Source organism: Catellatospora sichuanensis, assembly GCF_007483665.1.
Taxonomy (GTDB): Bacteria; Actinomycetota; Actinomycetes; order Mycobacteriales; family Micromonosporaceae; genus Catellatospora; species Catellatospora sichuanensis.
On record NZ_VIQO01000056.1, the window covers coordinates 20,345 to 34,770 of the forward strand.

A 14,426-nucleotide genomic window follows, 5' to 3' on the forward strand; every position below is an offset into this window, starting at 1 on the left:
TCAGATGCGCACGCCGCTGGCGGCGTGGAACGCGTGGTGGCTGCCGACCACCGGCTTGACGAACACGGTGTCGCCCAGGCTCGGCATCGCCTGACGGGACGTGCTGACCACGAACCGCTCCTCGCCGCCGTTGATCGCGGCGTGGCCGTACACGTTGGCGTTCGCGCCCAGGTCCTCGACCAGGTCCACGACGATGGGCATGCCGCCCTCGCTCGCGCCCACCAGGTCCGAGTCCTCGGGGCGGAAGCCCACGGTGACCTGGCCGTTGCCGCCCTCGGCCTGCGCCAGGGCGACCTGCTCGCGGGTCAGCGGGAGCACCATCTGGCCGAACACCGCGCCGCCGTCGGTCAGCTGCACGGTCTTGATGTTCATGGCCGGGGAGCCGATGAAGCCCGCGACGAAGACGTTCGACGGCCGGTCGTACAGGGCACGCGGGGTGTCGCACTGCTGCAGCACACCGTCGAGCATCACGGCGACGCGGTGACCCATGGTCATGGCCTCGACCTGGTCGTGCGTCACGTACACGGTGGTGATGCCCAGCTGCGACTGCAGCGTGGCGATCTGCGAACGGGTCTGCACACGGAGCTTGGCGTCGAGGTTCGACAGCGGCTCGTCCATGAGGAAGACCTGCGGCTCACGCACGATGGCGCGACCCATGGCGACACGCTGGCGCTGACCGCCGGAGAGCGCCTTCGGCTTGCGGCTGAGGTACTCCTCCAGCTGCAGCATCTGCGCGGCCTTCTTGACCCGGACGTCGATCTCCGACTTCGGGGTCTTGCGCAGCTTGAGCGCGAACGCCATGTTCTCGTACACCGTCATGTGCGGGTAGAGGGCGTAGTTCTGGAAGACCATCGCGATGTCCCGCGACTTCGGCGGGAGGTTCGTGACGTCCTTGTCGTTGATGTAGATCGCGCCCTGGTCGACGTCCTCAAGACCGGCCAGCATCCGCAGGCTGGTGGACTTGCCACAGCCGGACGGGCCGACGAGGACGAGGAACTCGCCGTCGTTGATCTGGAGGTCGAGCTGGTCGACGGCGGGGCGGTCGGTGCCCGGGTAGATCCGGGACGCCTTGGAATAAGTGACGGTAGCCACGGGGGTGTGTCCTTCCACCGGCAGGAACGTGCCGGACGATCCGAGTGAAAGTGAAGTGCCGACTACGTTCGCACGAACCCGGCGTTCGCCAAAGTAACCGCGTAACGACGTGTAAACAAGCCCGTGGATCATCATGTGGAACGCGTCTGCCAGGCAAAACGGACGCTATGGTGATGATCGGTACGAAACTCCGGGGAATCCGGTAGCGGACCCGGTGCTCCCGCCGCGTACCATCGCTGGGTACGGCGGCTCGCGCGCCGTGCATGCCGGCCTGGCGCAATTGGTAGCGCACCCGACTTGTAATCGGAAGGTTAGGGGTTCAAGTCCCCTGGTCGGCTCCAACATCCCAGCTCAAAGGCCCTCTCCGGCAACCGGACAGGGCCTTTTGATCTTCAGTACAGCAGCAAGGTACAGCAACGGCCCTGCATGACCATCACGCGTCCGTGCCAAACTGCTCGCCATGTCCTATGACCTGGCCGTGTGGGAAGGTGACCGGCCCGCAGATGACGCTGCGGCTGGTGCCGAGTACAAGCGCCTGTACAAGGCGTACATCGAGGTAGCCGAGTTCGAGCCGCCGACGCCACGAATCACTGCGTACGTCGAAGCCTTGCTTGCCCGATACCCGGACATCAGTACCGAGGAGGGCGAAGACAGTCCTTGGTCCACGGGGCCGCTCATCACGGAGGCCGTTGGCCCGATCATCTACTTCCCCATGGTCTGGAGCCAATGTGTCGAGGTGTCCGAATGGGCTGCGCGGGTCGCGCATGACCATGGTTTGGTCTGCTACGACCCGCAGCACAGCACACTCCGTCCGTAATTTGATCATCAACCCAAGCTCTCGCCGAGCTTGCGCAGCGCATCACGGGTGGCTTCGTCTGTGACCTCGGTGTAGATCTCCATTGTGATGGCCACCTGTGCGTGCCTGAGGATCTGCTGAGCTACCCGCGGATGCACGTTCAGGTCTCGTAGCAGCGTTGCGCAGGTACGCCGGGCGTCATGCACCGTGATCCGCTTGACGCCGGCCCGCTTGATCTGGCGATCCCAGAACCGGTTGAAGTTGCGCGGCTCCACCGGCAGCCCGGTCCGGGTGGTGAAGAGCAGCCCAGAGGGAGCCTCGCCCAGGTCATCGGCGACAAGCTCCCGGTGACGAGCCAGCGCAGCCAACGCCAGCTGCGGCAACGGCAACGTGGCTTCGGAACTCTCGCTCTTAACCTCGCGGTGCAGCAGCCGCCGGCCGACCCTCTGAAGCTGAAGCACGATGTTGACCTCTGCGGTGCCCAGGTCGATCTGCTCCCACGTCAGGCCCAAGACCTCGCCTTTGCGTAGGCCTAACAGCAGAATCAGAACATAGGCCGCATAGAAGCGCTGGTCATCGCTGCGGGCTTGCTCCAAGAACCGGCGGGCTTCCTCGCTGGACCAGGCCGTGCGACGAACCTTCCGGGCCGTGGGCAACTTCGTCTGCTTGGCGACGTTCTTTGTGATCATGTCCGAATCGATGGCACTGGTGAGCATCGCGCGAATCGCTCGGCGCAGTCCGGCCACGGAGGACTGTTTGAGGACGTTGTTGCAGCAGCGGCCCAGCGAACAGCAGCGGCGCTTGTCCAGCTGGCGACGCGCGTCCTTCCCCTGCGTGCAGCACTGACAGGCCCGAGCGGCGTTGTTGAGCCACGTCTGTACGTCGGTCGGCCGAAGCCGGTCGAGCCGTACATTTCCCAGGCCAGGAACGATGTACAGACGGCTAGCGCTTTCATAGATCGAGTAGGAGCCGGGGGAGAGGTTCGGTTCGACGATCTCCGCCAACCAGTAGGCGGCGAACTTGCCGACCGTCATGGCCTTGGTGGCAACTGGCCCCTTCTTCGCCTCCTCGTGCAGCTTGATCCATTTGGCGTGGACCTCTTCGCGCTCTTGCCCGTAGACGTACTTACGCGTGCGGGTGCCGTCAGGCTTGGTGACCCACACATAGGCAGCGAAGCCGTTGCGGTACGGGAAGATCGACCCTTCGCCGTTGTGGCGCTTGCCGGTCATGCCTCGAACTCCTCGATTGTGCGAGCGATGTAGTCGTCCACCCACTGCGGCAGGATGCGGCGGTGCCGGCCGTCCTTGACCGAGCGGATACGGCCCTCGGCGACGAGGAGCTTGGTCTTGCTCAGACCGAAGCCGAGCAGCTCGGCGACCTCGTTGACGGTGAGCCACTTACGTCTGATGGCGGTGGTGGTCATCTCTGTCTCTCCCCTGGTCAGTCGGCGGATGGTGTGGTGCTGCTGGGGTTCCGAGGGGTCGGCGCCGCCGGGCAGCGTCTGCGGCCATTGCGGCGAGTGCGGCGTCGCCGGTGGTGCGCCAGCCGTTGCCGACGTGTTGCCAGTGGTTGATCACAAGCACGGTCGAGTCATCTGCGGTCTCGCCAACGTCGGCCAAGTCCTCGGGGCCGATGGCGTGGACGGTCGCGCCGTCGCGGTGCTGGGGTCGGCGTGCGGCGCGGAGTGTGCCCATGGTGGTGGAGTAGCGGCGGCTTTTGGTGGCGAAGTGGCCGCCGAAGCCGAGCATGTGTGCCCAGCGGCGCAGCCCGGTCCAGCCGTCTGCCGCGCCGAGGTTCCAGCAGGCGGTGATGAGTCGGTTGGTGTGCCGGGCCGGGTTGGCGTAGGCCTCCATGGAGGCCGCGGTGACCCTGCCGGCGTTGAGGCCGGTGATCTCGGTGGCCTTGGTGGCGTACTTGGCCAGGTATCCGGCGACGTGCTGCTCGGTTAGGGATTCGCCCGGCAGGCCGGTCCGCACGACCTTCACGTCTACCTGCGTGCCCCACCGCAATTCCCACCCGTGCGGCTGCTCAGGGTGCGGCGCGGTGGTGAGTCCCGTGGACCGGGCGGCGACTTCCACGGCCGCCTTCAGCATCGCGGCGGTATAGAGCGGGACCTGGTCGCCATTGGGATCGATGCCGAACGGCGGGGGCGCGATGGTGTGCGGGTCGCCGGGCAGGTTGGCGTCTAGGCGGATCAGGGCGTGCAGGTGGACGACGCCGCGGCGCTGGTACTCGGCGACCTTGGCGTAGCGGAGCTTGACTGCGCCCTTGGGGGTAGCGCCGATGTGCCGGCGCACGGCGAGGATGGTTCGGTCCCAGAGCTTGGCGACCAGGTGGTTCCAGACGACCTGGTGCTGATGGTCGTAGCAGTCCAGGCACAGCGGCTGTCCGAGCCGGTAGTCGCTCTCGCCGTGTACGGCGGTGCAGGACAGCGGCTTGCCGTGGGCGCAGACGGGCCGGTCACGGCGGACGCGGCAGGGCTGGGGCTTGTCGTTGCGGACGACGCGGGTGTGCACGACGCCGAAGGACGGCGCGGTGAGGGTGACGAACACGGCAGGGTGCGACACGACGCTGTCTGGCACACCCTTGCCGCCCGCCAGGCCAGCTTTGATGAGCTGATACGTGTCGTAGCGGTAGGTGGTGGCGCAGGCGGGGCACAGCGAGGCGATCCGCGTGCCGCACGGCTTGTAGAGCACGTTGTCGGGAAGCGTGTCGGTGGAGAACCGCTCGATCACCGCGCCGGTCGACGCGTTGACGGTGAGGACTTCACCGCGCAGGCGGACGGGACGGGTGCAGCCGCGGGCGCGGGCGGCGGCGTCGAGCCAGCGACCGAAGCCGGGCTTGGCGGCCCGGTCCATGAGCCCGAAGCGGTCATCAGCGGGGATCTCGTCCAGGCCGGCCAGTGAGGCGAGGAGGTGCCCTGCGGTCGTGGCGGGGGTGTTTTCGGGTGCAGTGATCACAGGGCACCTCCTTCCGAGGTGTTGCAGCAGGTGAAGCAGGCAGGGCGGGCGAGCCGGTCAGGGCGTGGGGTCGGGCAGGGGCAGCGGGTGGGGCTTGCCCTTGATGTAGGTCTGCCAGCGGCCGACGATCCGGTCCTCGGAGACCCGCTCGGCGTCGGGCCGGGCGGCGTTGCGTTGCAGGCAGACCGACAGCGGCACGTCGGTGAAGTCCCACACCTCAGCCCGAGCGCCGCACGAGACGGCCAAGTCGAGCAGGTGCGCCACGAGTTCGTCGCGGAGCGCGATCTCGTCCACGACGACATCGACGCCGGCAGCCAGCCAGGTCCGCACGAGCGCGTCACGCGCGGCCTGGATGATCGGCTCGGTGCCGGGGGTGTGCTCGTCGGCGAGGATCACGCGGCGGTCGTGGCCCATGGCCCGGATGCCGTCGACGTTGATCCGGACCCGGCGGATCGGGTCGGCGGCGACCCACTGGCGTGCGGCGGTGCTCTTGCCCGAACCGGGCAGCCCTCGGGTGATGATCAGTACGGGCATGTCAGCGCTCCGTCCCGTTGACCGCCGTAATCGGCGTGCGGGGGGTGGTCAGGCCGAGCGCGGCCATCACGTCGCCAGTAGTGGAGTTGGAGACCCGCAGGATCTTCTGCAGCTCGTCGCGGCGGATCTGTCGGCCGTGTTCGGCTGCGAACCGGGCAGCAGCACCGCGGGCGGTGTCGAGCATCCCTGCGGGCAGCGGCGCGGTCGGCCAGGACCGGAACGGCTGAGCGGTGGCCTCGACCGGGGCCGGGACGACAGCCCGAACGACCTCGGCCCGGACAGGCTCAGGACGAACCTCAGGACGGATCTCGGGGCGCACCCCGGGACGGTCCTGGATGGCCGGGACCGGCGCGGCCGGAGCCAGGACGGCGGGGACGGACCCAGGACGGGAGTCCGGGACGGGCTGGGGCGTCGGGGACGGCGCGGGGACGTCTTGGGGACGCGGACGGACATCCTGGGTGTCGGGGCTGTTGTCCGGGACGGCGGTGGTGTCAGTGGTGGTGCGGTGTCCGATGACCAGGAGCGCCCCGGTGGCCATGATCATGAGGCCGTCGATGGCGAGTGGGCCGAATCCGGACACGAGCCGGTCCTCGCCGTAGTAGGTCAGCAGGGAGGACAGGTGGCGGTAGGACACGATGCCGGCGACGAATGCGACGGGGATCATGCCGCCGAAGCGCAGCACGGCCCACCAGCGTCCTACCGGCCATGCGACGCGGACCAGGATTTCGATTGCGACGAACAGGATGACCGGCCAGACGACCGAGCCGACGACCGCGCCGGGCATCGGCTGCCAGTCCGCTGGGGCGTCGGTCGGGGGGATGTAGGAGTGGGCGACGTTGGCGGCCACGGAGATGACGCCGCCCAGCAGCGCGCCGAAGCGAGCCCAGCCGCGACCGCGAGTGTTGGCGTTCATGGTCAGCGCCCCTTTCCGGCGGTCGGGCGGGCGTACTCGGCGACCAGGGCGGCGATGTCGGCGTCGGTGGGGAAGGACAGGCGGATGCGCTCGGGGTCGGTGTCGCCGTCGACGACGTAGCCGACACCGGGCATGGACCTCGGGATGAGGTCGCACAGGGCGCCGCGGTCGCGGGCGTTGTCGCCAAGGACGAGGTCGACCTCGGCGGGTTCGACCATGCGCAGCCCGACCCGGATCGCGAACAGGTTGCGCAGCGGGACGACTTCCTTGCGGCCGTCCTGGACCAGGGCGACGACGTGGATGCCGGCGGCGCGGCCCTTGGTGAGGATTAGCGCGAGTGCGGCTTTGACCCGGTCGATGGTCTTCTTGTCGCCGTAGGCGGTCAGCGTCGCCAACTCGTCGATCAGGATGATGCGCTTGGGTTCGGCGACGGTGGCGACGTGCTGGCGGGTCCGACCCCGCAGCGCGACGGTGCGCTCGTTGAGGACGGCGACCTCGTCTTCCAGGGCGTCGGCCATCTGCCCAACGGAGTCGCACAGGAACCGCTCCAGCAGTGGCGCGGCCCCGGCCATCTCCATGCCGCCCTTGGGGTCGAACCCGACGACCCGGACCGTGCCGGCGGAGATGCCACCGGCGACCGAGCGCAGGAACGACTGCACGAAGCTGCCCTTGCCCGCATCGGATGCGCCGACGACCAGGCAGTGCCCGCCGTGCAGGCGCAGCGTCCACGTCTGCCCGGACTCGCGGCGGCCCATCGGCAGCGCGGTGAAGTCAGGGACCATCGGCACCGGCAGCGGCTTCACGACCGCGGTGAGGGGGTCGCCCTGGTGCAGGTGCAGCACGACCAGGCCAGCTTTGAGACCGGCGCGGACCGCGACCCGGCGCACGCCGAACGTCTCGGCCATGCGGCCCAGGTGCTTGGCGAAGTCAGCACGGGTTTGCCCGGGGACCACAGCGATGGTGAGCACGTCCAGGCCTGCGCGGGAGTACACCCCGACGATGACGGGGGTGTAGGTGGTGCCCCAGTGCCGGACCGTGAGTTTGCAGGCGGTCATCAGGTGCGGCCACAGCGGCTCGATCTGCTCCAGCCGGGCCTTGGCCCGCAGCGCACACTCACGGCACAGGTGCCACGCGCGGTGGAACTGGCGGGGCGGCACCCACTGCCCGCACAGGCACTCGATCAGGTTGACCTCAGCACGGCCGAACATCACCGCTCACCACCGATCGTGGCCAGCAGATCGAGCTGTGTGCCGCTGTCGGTACGGGAGACGGCGGGGCGGACCTCGGCCGGCCGGGCAGGGGCCGGGATGGGGCGGACCATGGTCGGCAGCCACGCGCCCCGGCCAAGCACCGCGCGGGCGTCGACGGGGGTGGTCACCTGGAGCATCACTGAGCGCAGGTCGACGTGACCGGCCAGAGCGATTTGGCGGGCCAGCGCGGCGGCGGCACCGGCGACCTCGATCAGGGTCGCGATACGCAGCTCGTCGGAGAACCCGGCCATGAACAGCGACCGCGACGCCAGGATCGCAGGCGCGGCGAGCGACGACACCAGCGCCGATGAGTCACACGCGTTGGCGGGCGCGGGGTTGGGTAGCGTGGACATGACAAACCTCCCCTTTCGAGGTGAGGAGTCAGCACGCGGGACCGGACTGTTCTTGGCGGAGTGGGCCGGTCCCGCGTGGCAGAGATGTTCAGGACTGCGCCGCGTCGGCGGCGACCATGTCACGGGCCATGTACGACCAGGCCAGACGCGCCCGGCCACCGTTGTCGGAGATGTACGGCGTCGCCGTCATCTCGGTGAACTCCACCGGCGTGAACGGCGAACCCGCCACCGAGTTCGGCGGAACCGGCTGGTACGCCGCCGCGAGCTTGACCTTCGCGACCGTCTGCGCGCCCTTCAGCGACCGGTCACCGTCGATCACGGTCACCTCCCACAGCAGCTCCCCCGTCACCGGGTGCTTCTTCTGCGAGCCACGCTTGCCGTTCTCGAACTCGAACACCGGCTCGACATCCGAGTTCAGATACGCCCCGAACGGGAACACCTGCTCGAACCTCACCGCGATCGGACCCTTCAGCATTTCGATCACCTCTTCAGAGACACGTATTACGTCTTGCGTCGACTGTAACCTCGGCTTTAGCGATACGCAAGACGTATTACGTGCCAACCGCGGTTCACTTCGCCGCCGCGAGGGCATACGCTTGGTAAGACGTACTACGAGCAGGAGTTTTGATGACGACGATCGAGACCTCACGGTCGCAGTACGCGCAGATTGCCGACCTGGTACGCAGCCGCATTGCTGACGGCACCTATCCCGCCGGCGCTGTGCTGCCAAGCGAAGACCGACTTGCAGACGAGCTGAGGGTGTCGCGCCCGACCGTCAATAAAGCCCTTGTCATCCTGCGCAACACAGGCGAGATCAAGGTCCGCCGTGGGGCAGGAACCGTCGTTCGCTCCCTGCCCACCATCCTTCGGGACGCCAAGAAGCGATACGCGGCGCGCAACGAGGGCACCGGCGCAGGCGAGGTAGAAGCCAGCCGTCATGCGTTGAAGTCCAGCACCACGTACCGCGAGATCGGCAAGACGACCCCGCCAAGGTCTGTAGCGGAGATCCTGGGGCTAGCTGAAGGCGAGCAAGCGCTACTGCGCAGCCGTGTCCTGTACGCCAACGGCGAGCCCATCCAAATCGCGGACTCGTACATCCCTTGGCGACTGGCCGAAGGCACTCCCGACCTGATGAGGGAGAACGCGGGTCGCGGAGGGTCCTACGGCCGACTTGCTGACGCCGGCCACCCAGTGACACGGTTCGCCGAGGACATCACCGTGCGCATGCCCACGGACGACGAACAGCGGACGTTGGAGCTTGAAACGACGCAGCCGGTGTTCGAGATCTGCCATGTCGCCTACTCGCAGGACCACCCCATCGAGGTGTGTCTACATGTGATGACGGGCCATCTCTGGAAGCTGCACTACGAATGGGACGACCCGACGCACGAGCAGGACTCTTGATGCTCGTTGCGATGGCGACCGAGGCGGCTCCGGGCAGGCTCGTCAACGAGGACCAGGTCTTCCATCACCGGGCGGTTGTGGGAGTCCTTGACGGGGTAACGGCCCCGGACGGCCTGGAGACCGGTTGTGTGCACGGCCCTGCTTGGTACGCGCGTCAGCTCGTGACTCACCTGAAGGGCGCCATCGACGATGCGCCTGCGGCACCGTTAACCAAGCTTCTCGGAGTCGCCATCGAACGCGTGATGCTCGATCATCCGATGTGCGACCTCGCCAACCCCAGCACGCCCGCCGCAACCGTCTGCCTTATCCGCGACGCCGGCACAGAGCTGGAGTACCTGATCCTCTGCGATAACTCGCTCATAGTCGACACCGGGAACGAGACGGCCTTGCTCGTCGACGACCGCTTCGCCCGCGCAGTGCAGCAGATACGCAAGGACTACCTGGTCGGAGACGTGCCCATCGGCTCCGAAGCACACCAGATTCGTTTACGAGCCGCTAGTACGCGCAAGCGCGAACTCACCAACACGCCCGATGGCTACTGGATCGCGGCCGCCAACCCGGAGGCGGCCGAACACGCGGTCACCGGCCGCTTGCCTCTACGCGGGCAAGGCGCCGTACGACGGGCAGTCCTGCTCACCGACGGCGCGTCCTGCGCTGTAGACGTGTTCGGCCTGTACGACTGGACCGCGTTGCTTGACGTCGTCACTGACCGTGGACCTCAGGAACTGATCCGCCAGGTCCGGTTAGCGGAGACCGCGGACTTCGAAGGCCACGTGCAGCCGCGCTTCAAGAGCCACGATGACGCCACCGTTGCCCTCTGCCTGTTCGACGAGGAGAACCGATGACCGAGCTGCCGCGCCACTCTGTCAGCGTCGCCGGAGTCGTTACCGACAATCAAGGTCGGGTCCTGGTCATCCAACGTCGCGACAACGGCGCATGGCAACTGCCTGGAGGAGTGCTCGAACTCAGCGAGACCGTCGAAGACGGCATGTGCCGCGAGGTCCTAGAAGAGACGGGCCTCAGCGTGCGGCCCGTGAGGCTGACCGGCGTCTACAAGAATATGAAGCTTGGTGTCGTCGCCCTTGTCTTTCTCGCCGAGGCGGTCGCTGGTGAGCCCGTACCGACCGACGAGTCCGCGGCAGTCGACTGGTGGACACCCGAGCAAGTTCGTGAACGCATGGCGGAAGCGTTCGCCGTGCGCATCCTCGACGCGCTTAAAACCGGCCTTGTGCCCGCCATCCGCCAGAATGACGGAGTGACCCTCCTCTAATGCCAGTCGGCGCTGGTACGGCCGAGACATGTAGCGCATATGAGTAGAACCAGGGCCAGCGCGTCCCCTACCCATTGTCGAGCGTCAGACCGGCTCGGCCATCGGCACCATCAGCTTGCGGTGGCTGGGATTCCGACCGACCGGGGCAGACGCGCGATCGACTGGGGAGGACAATGCCCGGGATGTCGATCCGAGCGTTCTTCAATTCCGCGGCCCGTGGGGCGGGGGCTGGTGCTGCGGTCGTGGCTGCGGCCCTACCTGGCGGTCCGGCTTGCCGCGGCTTATGCGCGGGCCGACAGCAACAACTACACCAACAGTGCCGACGCGCTTGGTGTGATGAGCGTGGTGTTCTTCGGCTGTGGCCTGCCGTCCTGCTACCTGATCGGCGTCCTTGTCGCTCGATTGAGCCGACTGCCGTGGCCTTGGCTCGTCTCCGCCGCCGGCCTGGCCGTCGGTGCGGCTCTCGGCTGGGCCGTCCGGGCCGCAGGGATCGGTTGGACGGTGCTGGCCCTAGTGTTGGCCTATGCGTCTGCCGCGGTGACCGCAGCCATGTTGGTCCCCTCCGCACGAGCATCCGTAGACACCTGACGTCTCTGGCGGACCATCCCCGTCAGGGCGCTAACGACCACCGACACTCACTGCGACGGCTCAACGTTCGTTTGATCATCCGCCAGGGCCCATCGGCTCATGTGCCGATCAACAACTTCTCGCACCTGGCGGCGGAGGTACTTGTCGACATAGGCCATGTCACCCATACCCTCCGCCTCGAAGACCGCATCGGTGAAGGTGTCGACATCGCCGGGTGGTGACTCGCAGAGCCGACGGATGTCGTCCGGTGGCAGGCAAAATCCCAGCTTGATGCACAGTTCGTTCAGCAGCCGCTGAACATCGGAATCCAGATCGTCGCGATAGCCCATGAGGAGAGCCTCTCGACTCACGTCCAGGCTGCCAACCCGTAAACGCTCATGGTCACCGCGCTAGAGGGGGAACGCTGAGCGGTGCGACACGACATCAGCCTATGAGCCCACACCGACACCACCACAACGCACCGCCGACGCGAAGGCCAAGTGCCGCAACGTGTCAGCCGTTCGATCTCCCACGCCGTTTCGATCACGCCACCGACCAGCCTGCACCCCAATGCCATCGGCATGTGTCGAAACTTTCCCTACGAGGTCAAGGCGGCCGCAGGCGGCCGCGCCGGGGTCCCAGGGGCCACGGGTCGACACGCCAGCCTTCGGCGCGCGCCGACCCGGACCCCGGACCCCGGCAGCCAATCAACGGACGCCATACCTCAACAGGACAGATTGACTTTGCCGCAGGCGAAGAGTTGCCGCAGTTCAGCGCTTTGATCAATGCGGCTGGTGATCGACTGGCCGACGATGCGACCATGGCCAGCGACGACGTGCGTCAAAGCGTGCCGGAAGTGATCAATCTGAAGTGACCGCTCAGCGAGAGGGAATGATCTTTTTGGGCAGGGCGATTACGACGAAGAAGATCTTTTATTGTTTGATTTATGGCATTTCTTCGCGTGTCAGCCTGACTAACTGACCGCAGCTCCCGCCGCCGCCACGCCCGAACACCTGATGTCTCCAAGTTCAAAGTCAACCCCCCAACCTCGGGCTCCGGGGAGTCGCACCCCGCCCACCGTCGACCCGGGCAGAGCCTTCATGATCTCCGGCCGTGGTCAAGGTCGTTCAGTCGTGGAGTGCTCCACCTTGACCACGGCCGGAGATCATGACCACGGGGTGCGGGCCGACGGCAGACGGGGAGCTAGGGGATCGCGCTTGCTTACATAACGTTAGAAATTCGTTTCGATAAGCATGCTTAGAAGCTTAACCAGCAGGCCGGAGTATACGATCAACAACGCTTGAAAGGTGAGCACGTAGGATATTGTAGTTGCCCATGCGGAATTTTCGATGTCCCCACTATCTACCTTCATGGCGTCGGTCCAGCCGCTTTTTTTCAAAAGCTTGCGAATTGGATTTTGGTGAGTTGATAAATATGCATACCAATCTGCTGTAAGTAGCACGATAAACAATGCTAACGGTTGGGCAACCCGGATCAAAACCATGGAGCAGATCAGCATGAATGCGCCGCAAGTCAAGATCACTAGATTGGCGGGCGTTTTGTTCCCTGCCCCGATAGCCACAAGCGTTACTAGAGCCCAAAACTCGAGAAATGGCATCATAGCCAGAATGCACATCTTTGCCATGCATTGAAAGAACAGAAACGTCACGCTCAAGACATTCTTAAAGAAGTCGTCGCGGAAAAATAGCTTCCAATCGTCTGATTCTCGTGGTGCCCCAGGAGAGGCAAATAGCTTGTCCATGGCCGGGTACCATCGCGAGTCGCGAACAAGGTCAGTCGCCATCAGAAATGCAATGACTGGGACTATCTGGGCAATTAGGCCCAGCACATTGGCATCTATGTCCTCCATGCCAATAACATCAGCTTGCCCTCCGATGCCAAGGCAACATTGTGTCCGGTTCCCGACATGCCTTCGACAACCCACTCCATGAAGGTCCGGTTATCAGTATTGGGCGTCTCGTTGCTGGGCCGTCTCCAGGCCGTCGAGCGTGACGCCAGGCCGTCTCCAGGCCGTCAGACGGCGACCAACAACGACCGGCGTTGACTGACGACACGAATTTGCATAGCAGCTCAGAAGGCATGCCGGTGGCGCGACCATGAGGGCGACGGACGAGTCGGCCTGTACGCCGGATACTGAGGCGGAGTTGGAGTCCCGGTGGCCGCCGCCAAGCGGTGGCCACGGGTCAGGCGTGAGCGGGTCTGTTGGCGGGCGCCGAGACGCGCATGAACCCCAGCTGCTTGTCAGGGAAGACGCAGTCGATCTCGAAGGCGTGCAGGAGCGCGATGAGCTCGTCCGCAGGCCTTTCGGGTAGCAGAACGGTTCGCGTTACGTGCTTCACAAAGCGGCCATAGTCCAACAGCTGGCCGAGCGCCATTCGGATGTGTTGGCGCGAGAGGCTGCCTTTGGCCTCGACCAGGTCCATCGTTGTGAGGTCGAAGAGGTCGGTGTAGATCGTTACGCCCAGTCCCTCGGGCTTGATCTTCTGCCGGCAGACGGTATGACCTGCACCCTCCAACCAAGCTCGATAGCTCTGAACCAGTTTGGCCTCGCGTCGCTCGGCCTCGGTCGGCTCACTCCCAGAAGTTTGGAAGGTGTCGCCGGCATGTTCCTCCAGCGGCACCTCCTGCACCGCCGGTGCCGCGGGAACGGGCTTGGCCGGCCGGGACCGCGGGGCGGGAACATGGCCGACTGGGCTCAGCCGGAAGACGATCACCGACCGGATCTCCTTGTTGCGGTCGAGGGCGTCCGCGCGCGCCCATGGTGCGTCATCGTCGACCTCAAACGCTCCTTCGTACTTGACGATCTTCGCCGAGGTAGAAGTCTCGCCGACCTCCGAGAAGAGGCGAAGGGTGCGGCCCTTGCGCTTGTGATGAAGCACGGCCGCGTTGCCACGGTTCATCTGCTGGTCTCCTACCTGGCCCTCGCCGGTGTAGAAGAAGAACGGTCCGTCCCAACCGTCGCTGTACCCGAAGAGCTCACCTGACTGGGTGGCGAAGAGCAATACGTCCGTCGTTCCGCTCACCGAGGTGATGCCGGATTGGGCGTTGCCGCCTCCCAAAAGCGCGTGAAGGTCCTTCCGCAGCATCTCCGTGCCTGGCTGTACAACCCAACTCATGCCGGCACAGTACGGCCCCTGTGTGTTGAGCGTCATTCGCTGTGAGCATGTGGCGTAGGCCTGCGTCGTTGCTGGTGAGCGGGATCTTGAGAGCAGCCCGGAGGGTTGCTCTTCTTCGTGTGCGACGCCAACGTGAGCACGTAGGAACTG

General features: G+C 65.7%; 17 protein-coding genes and 1 tRNA gene. 6 read left to right on the plus strand and 12 right to left on the minus strand.

What is annotated here, in order from left to right; genetic code table 11:
• Positions 1 to 1,092 (minus strand): ABC transporter ATP-binding protein, encoded by a 1,092-nt coding sequence (locus FLL47_RS41925; RefSeq protein WP_144128265.1) that lies wholly within the window; start codon positions 1,090 to 1,092, stop codon positions 1 to 3.
• Positions 1,093 to 1,357: 265 nt separating this feature from the next.
• Between FLL47_RS41925 and FLL47_RS41930 the strand changes: the two genes are divergently transcribed.
• Positions 1,358 to 1,433: transfer RNA gene (locus FLL47_RS41930), tRNA-Thr, on the plus strand.
• Positions 1,434 to 1,552: 119 nt separating this feature from the next.
• Positions 1,553 to 1,909, plus strand: a complete 357-nt coding sequence (locus FLL47_RS41935; protein WP_144128266.1) for a hypothetical protein — start codon at positions 1,553 to 1,555, stop codon at positions 1,907 to 1,909.
• Positions 1,910 to 1,917: 8 nt separating this feature from the next.
• Here the strand turns inward: FLL47_RS41935 and FLL47_RS41940 are convergent, their stop codons facing one another.
• The 8 genes from FLL47_RS41940 to FLL47_RS41975 all read right to left on the minus strand — a co-directional run bounded on the left by FLL47_RS41940 (position 1,918) and on the right by FLL47_RS41975 (position 8,373).
• Positions 1,918 to 3,117: a tyrosine-type recombinase/integrase gene (locus FLL47_RS41940; protein ID WP_144128267.1), complete on the minus strand. Its 1,200-nt coding sequence runs from the start codon at positions 3,115 to 3,117 to the stop codon at positions 1,918 to 1,920.
• The gene (locus FLL47_RS41945) at positions 3,114 to 3,311 is read right to left on the minus strand and encodes an excisionase family DNA-binding protein (RefSeq protein ID WP_144128268.1); all 198 of its coding nucleotides are present in this window, start codon (positions 3,309 to 3,311) and stop codon (positions 3,114 to 3,116) included. The genes FLL47_RS41940 and FLL47_RS41945 overlap by 4 nt, the downstream gene beginning before the upstream one ends.
• Positions 3,286 to 4,848, minus strand: coding sequence for a replication initiator (locus FLL47_RS41950; RefSeq protein ID WP_186316247.1), 1,563 nt, complete (start codon positions 4,846 to 4,848; stop codon positions 3,286 to 3,288). The genes FLL47_RS41945 and FLL47_RS41950 overlap by 26 nt, the downstream gene beginning before the upstream one ends.
• A 57-nt stretch (positions 4,849 to 4,905) precedes the next feature.
• Positions 4,906 to 5,382, minus strand: coding sequence for an ATP-binding protein (locus FLL47_RS41955; protein WP_144128269.1), 477 nt, complete (start codon positions 5,380 to 5,382; stop codon positions 4,906 to 4,908).
• A 1-nt stretch (position 5,383) separates the two neighbouring features.
• Entirely contained in the window at positions 5,384 to 6,295 is a 912-nt protein-coding gene (locus tag FLL47_RS41960) for a hypothetical protein (protein ID WP_144128270.1), read from the minus strand.
• Between the two features lie 2 nt (positions 6,296 to 6,297).
• On the minus strand, positions 6,298 to 7,503 hold the full coding sequence (locus FLL47_RS41965; protein ID WP_144128271.1) for an FtsK/SpoIIIE domain-containing protein: 1,206 nt from the start codon (positions 7,501 to 7,503) through the stop codon (positions 6,298 to 6,300).
• The gene (locus tag FLL47_RS41970) at positions 7,503 to 7,898 is read right to left on the minus strand and encodes a hypothetical protein (RefSeq protein WP_144128272.1); all 396 of its coding nucleotides are present in this window, start codon (positions 7,896 to 7,898) and stop codon (positions 7,503 to 7,505) included. Before FLL47_RS41970 ends, FLL47_RS41965 begins: the two co-directional genes overlap by 1 nt.
• 88 nt (positions 7,899 to 7,986) lie before the next feature.
• Complete coding sequence (locus tag FLL47_RS41975; RefSeq protein ID WP_144128273.1) at positions 7,987 to 8,373, minus strand: plasmid replication, integration and excision activator; 387 nt, start codon at positions 8,371 to 8,373, stop codon at positions 7,987 to 7,989.
• A gap of 152 nt (positions 8,374 to 8,525) precedes the next feature.
• Between FLL47_RS41975 and FLL47_RS41980 the strand changes: the two genes are divergently transcribed.
• The 4 genes from FLL47_RS41980 to FLL47_RS41995 all read left to right on the plus strand — a co-directional run bounded on the left by FLL47_RS41980 (position 8,526) and on the right by FLL47_RS41995 (position 11,160).
• Positions 8,526 to 9,302 (plus strand): GntR family transcriptional regulator, encoded by a 777-nt coding sequence (locus FLL47_RS41980; RefSeq protein ID WP_144128274.1) that lies wholly within the window; start codon positions 8,526 to 8,528, stop codon positions 9,300 to 9,302.
• 11 nt (positions 9,303 to 9,313) lie between these two features.
• A complete protein-coding gene (locus tag FLL47_RS41985; protein ID WP_144128275.1) occupies positions 9,314 to 10,147 on the plus strand; it encodes a hypothetical protein in 834 nt (277 codons plus the stop codon).
• Positions 10,144 to 10,572, plus strand: coding sequence for an NUDIX hydrolase (locus tag FLL47_RS41990; protein WP_144128276.1), 429 nt, complete (start codon positions 10,144 to 10,146; stop codon positions 10,570 to 10,572). Before FLL47_RS41985 ends, FLL47_RS41990 begins: the two co-directional genes overlap by 4 nt.
• A gap of 216 nt (positions 10,573 to 10,788) precedes the next feature.
• Positions 10,789 to 11,160: a hypothetical protein gene (locus FLL47_RS41995; RefSeq protein ID WP_144128277.1), complete on the plus strand. Its 372-nt coding sequence runs from the start codon at positions 10,789 to 10,791 to the stop codon at positions 11,158 to 11,160.
• A gap of 47 nt (positions 11,161 to 11,207) precedes the next feature.
• On the opposite strand, the gene FLL47_RS42000 is transcribed toward FLL47_RS41995, so the two are convergent.
• From FLL47_RS42000 to FLL47_RS42010, 3 genes are all read right to left on the minus strand, one after another.
• Positions 11,208 to 11,489 carry a hypothetical protein gene (locus FLL47_RS42000; protein ID WP_144128278.1) on the minus strand — a complete coding sequence of 94 codons (282 nt, stop codon included), beginning with the start codon at positions 11,487 to 11,489 and terminating at the stop codon, positions 11,208 to 11,210.
• 881 nt (positions 11,490 to 12,370) lie between these two features.
• The gene (locus tag FLL47_RS42005) at positions 12,371 to 13,009 is read right to left on the minus strand and encodes a hypothetical protein (RefSeq protein ID WP_144128279.1); all 639 of its coding nucleotides are present in this window, start codon (positions 13,007 to 13,009) and stop codon (positions 12,371 to 12,373) included.
• Positions 13,010 to 13,343: 334 nt separating this feature from the next.
• Positions 13,344 to 14,276: an SRA domain-containing endonuclease gene (locus tag FLL47_RS42010; protein ID WP_144128280.1), complete on the minus strand. Its 933-nt coding sequence runs from the start codon at positions 14,274 to 14,276 to the stop codon at positions 13,344 to 13,346.
• Between the last annotated feature and the right edge of the window lie 150 nt (positions 14,277 to 14,426).

Excerpts from the sequence above, each read along its gene's own strand:
- FLL47_RS41940 (WP_144128267.1), bottom strand. The coding sequence starts at position 3,117 with ATGACCGGCAAGCGCCACAACGGCGAAGGGTCGATCTTCCCGTACCGC.
- FLL47_RS41955 (WP_144128269.1), bottom strand. The coding sequence starts at position 5,382 with ATGCCCGTACTGATCATCACCCGAGGGCTGCCCGGTTCGGGCAAGAGC.
- FLL47_RS41945 (WP_144128268.1), bottom strand. The coding sequence starts at position 3,311 with ATGACCACCACCGCCATCAGACGTAAGTGGCTCACCGTCAACGAGGTC.
- FLL47_RS42005 (WP_144128279.1), bottom strand. The coding sequence starts at position 13,009 with ATGGAGGACATAGATGCCAATGTGCTGGGCCTAATTGCCCAGATAGTC.
- FLL47_RS42010 (WP_144128280.1), bottom strand. The coding sequence starts at position 14,276 with ATGAGTTGGGTTGTACAGCCAGGCACGGAGATGCTGCGGAAGGACCTT.
- FLL47_RS41985 (WP_144128275.1), top strand. The coding sequence starts at position 9,314 with ATGGCGACCGAGGCGGCTCCGGGCAGGCTCGTCAACGAGGACCAGGTC.
- FLL47_RS41965 (WP_144128271.1), bottom strand. The coding sequence starts at position 7,503 with ATGTTCGGCCGTGCTGAGGTCAACCTGATCGAGTGCCTGTGCGGGCAG.
- FLL47_RS41970 (WP_144128272.1), bottom strand. The coding sequence starts at position 7,898 with ATGTCCACGCTACCCAACCCCGCGCCCGCCAACGCGTGTGACTCATCG.
- FLL47_RS41975 (WP_144128273.1), bottom strand. The coding sequence starts at position 8,373 with ATGCTGAAGGGTCCGATCGCGGTGAGGTTCGAGCAGGTGTTCCCGTTC.
- FLL47_RS41980 (WP_144128274.1), top strand. The coding sequence starts at position 8,526 with ATGACGACGATCGAGACCTCACGGTCGCAGTACGCGCAGATTGCCGAC.
- FLL47_RS41960 (WP_144128270.1), bottom strand. The coding sequence starts at position 6,295 with ATGAACGCCAACACTCGCGGTCGCGGCTGGGCTCGCTTCGGCGCGCTG.
- FLL47_RS41990 (WP_144128276.1), top strand. The coding sequence starts at position 10,144 with ATGACCGAGCTGCCGCGCCACTCTGTCAGCGTCGCCGGAGTCGTTACC.
- FLL47_RS41935 (WP_144128266.1), top strand. The coding sequence starts at position 1,553 with ATGTCCTATGACCTGGCCGTGTGGGAAGGTGACCGGCCCGCAGATGAC.
- FLL47_RS42000 (WP_144128278.1), bottom strand. The coding sequence starts at position 11,489 with ATGGGCTATCGCGACGATCTGGATTCCGATGTTCAGCGGCTGCTGAAC.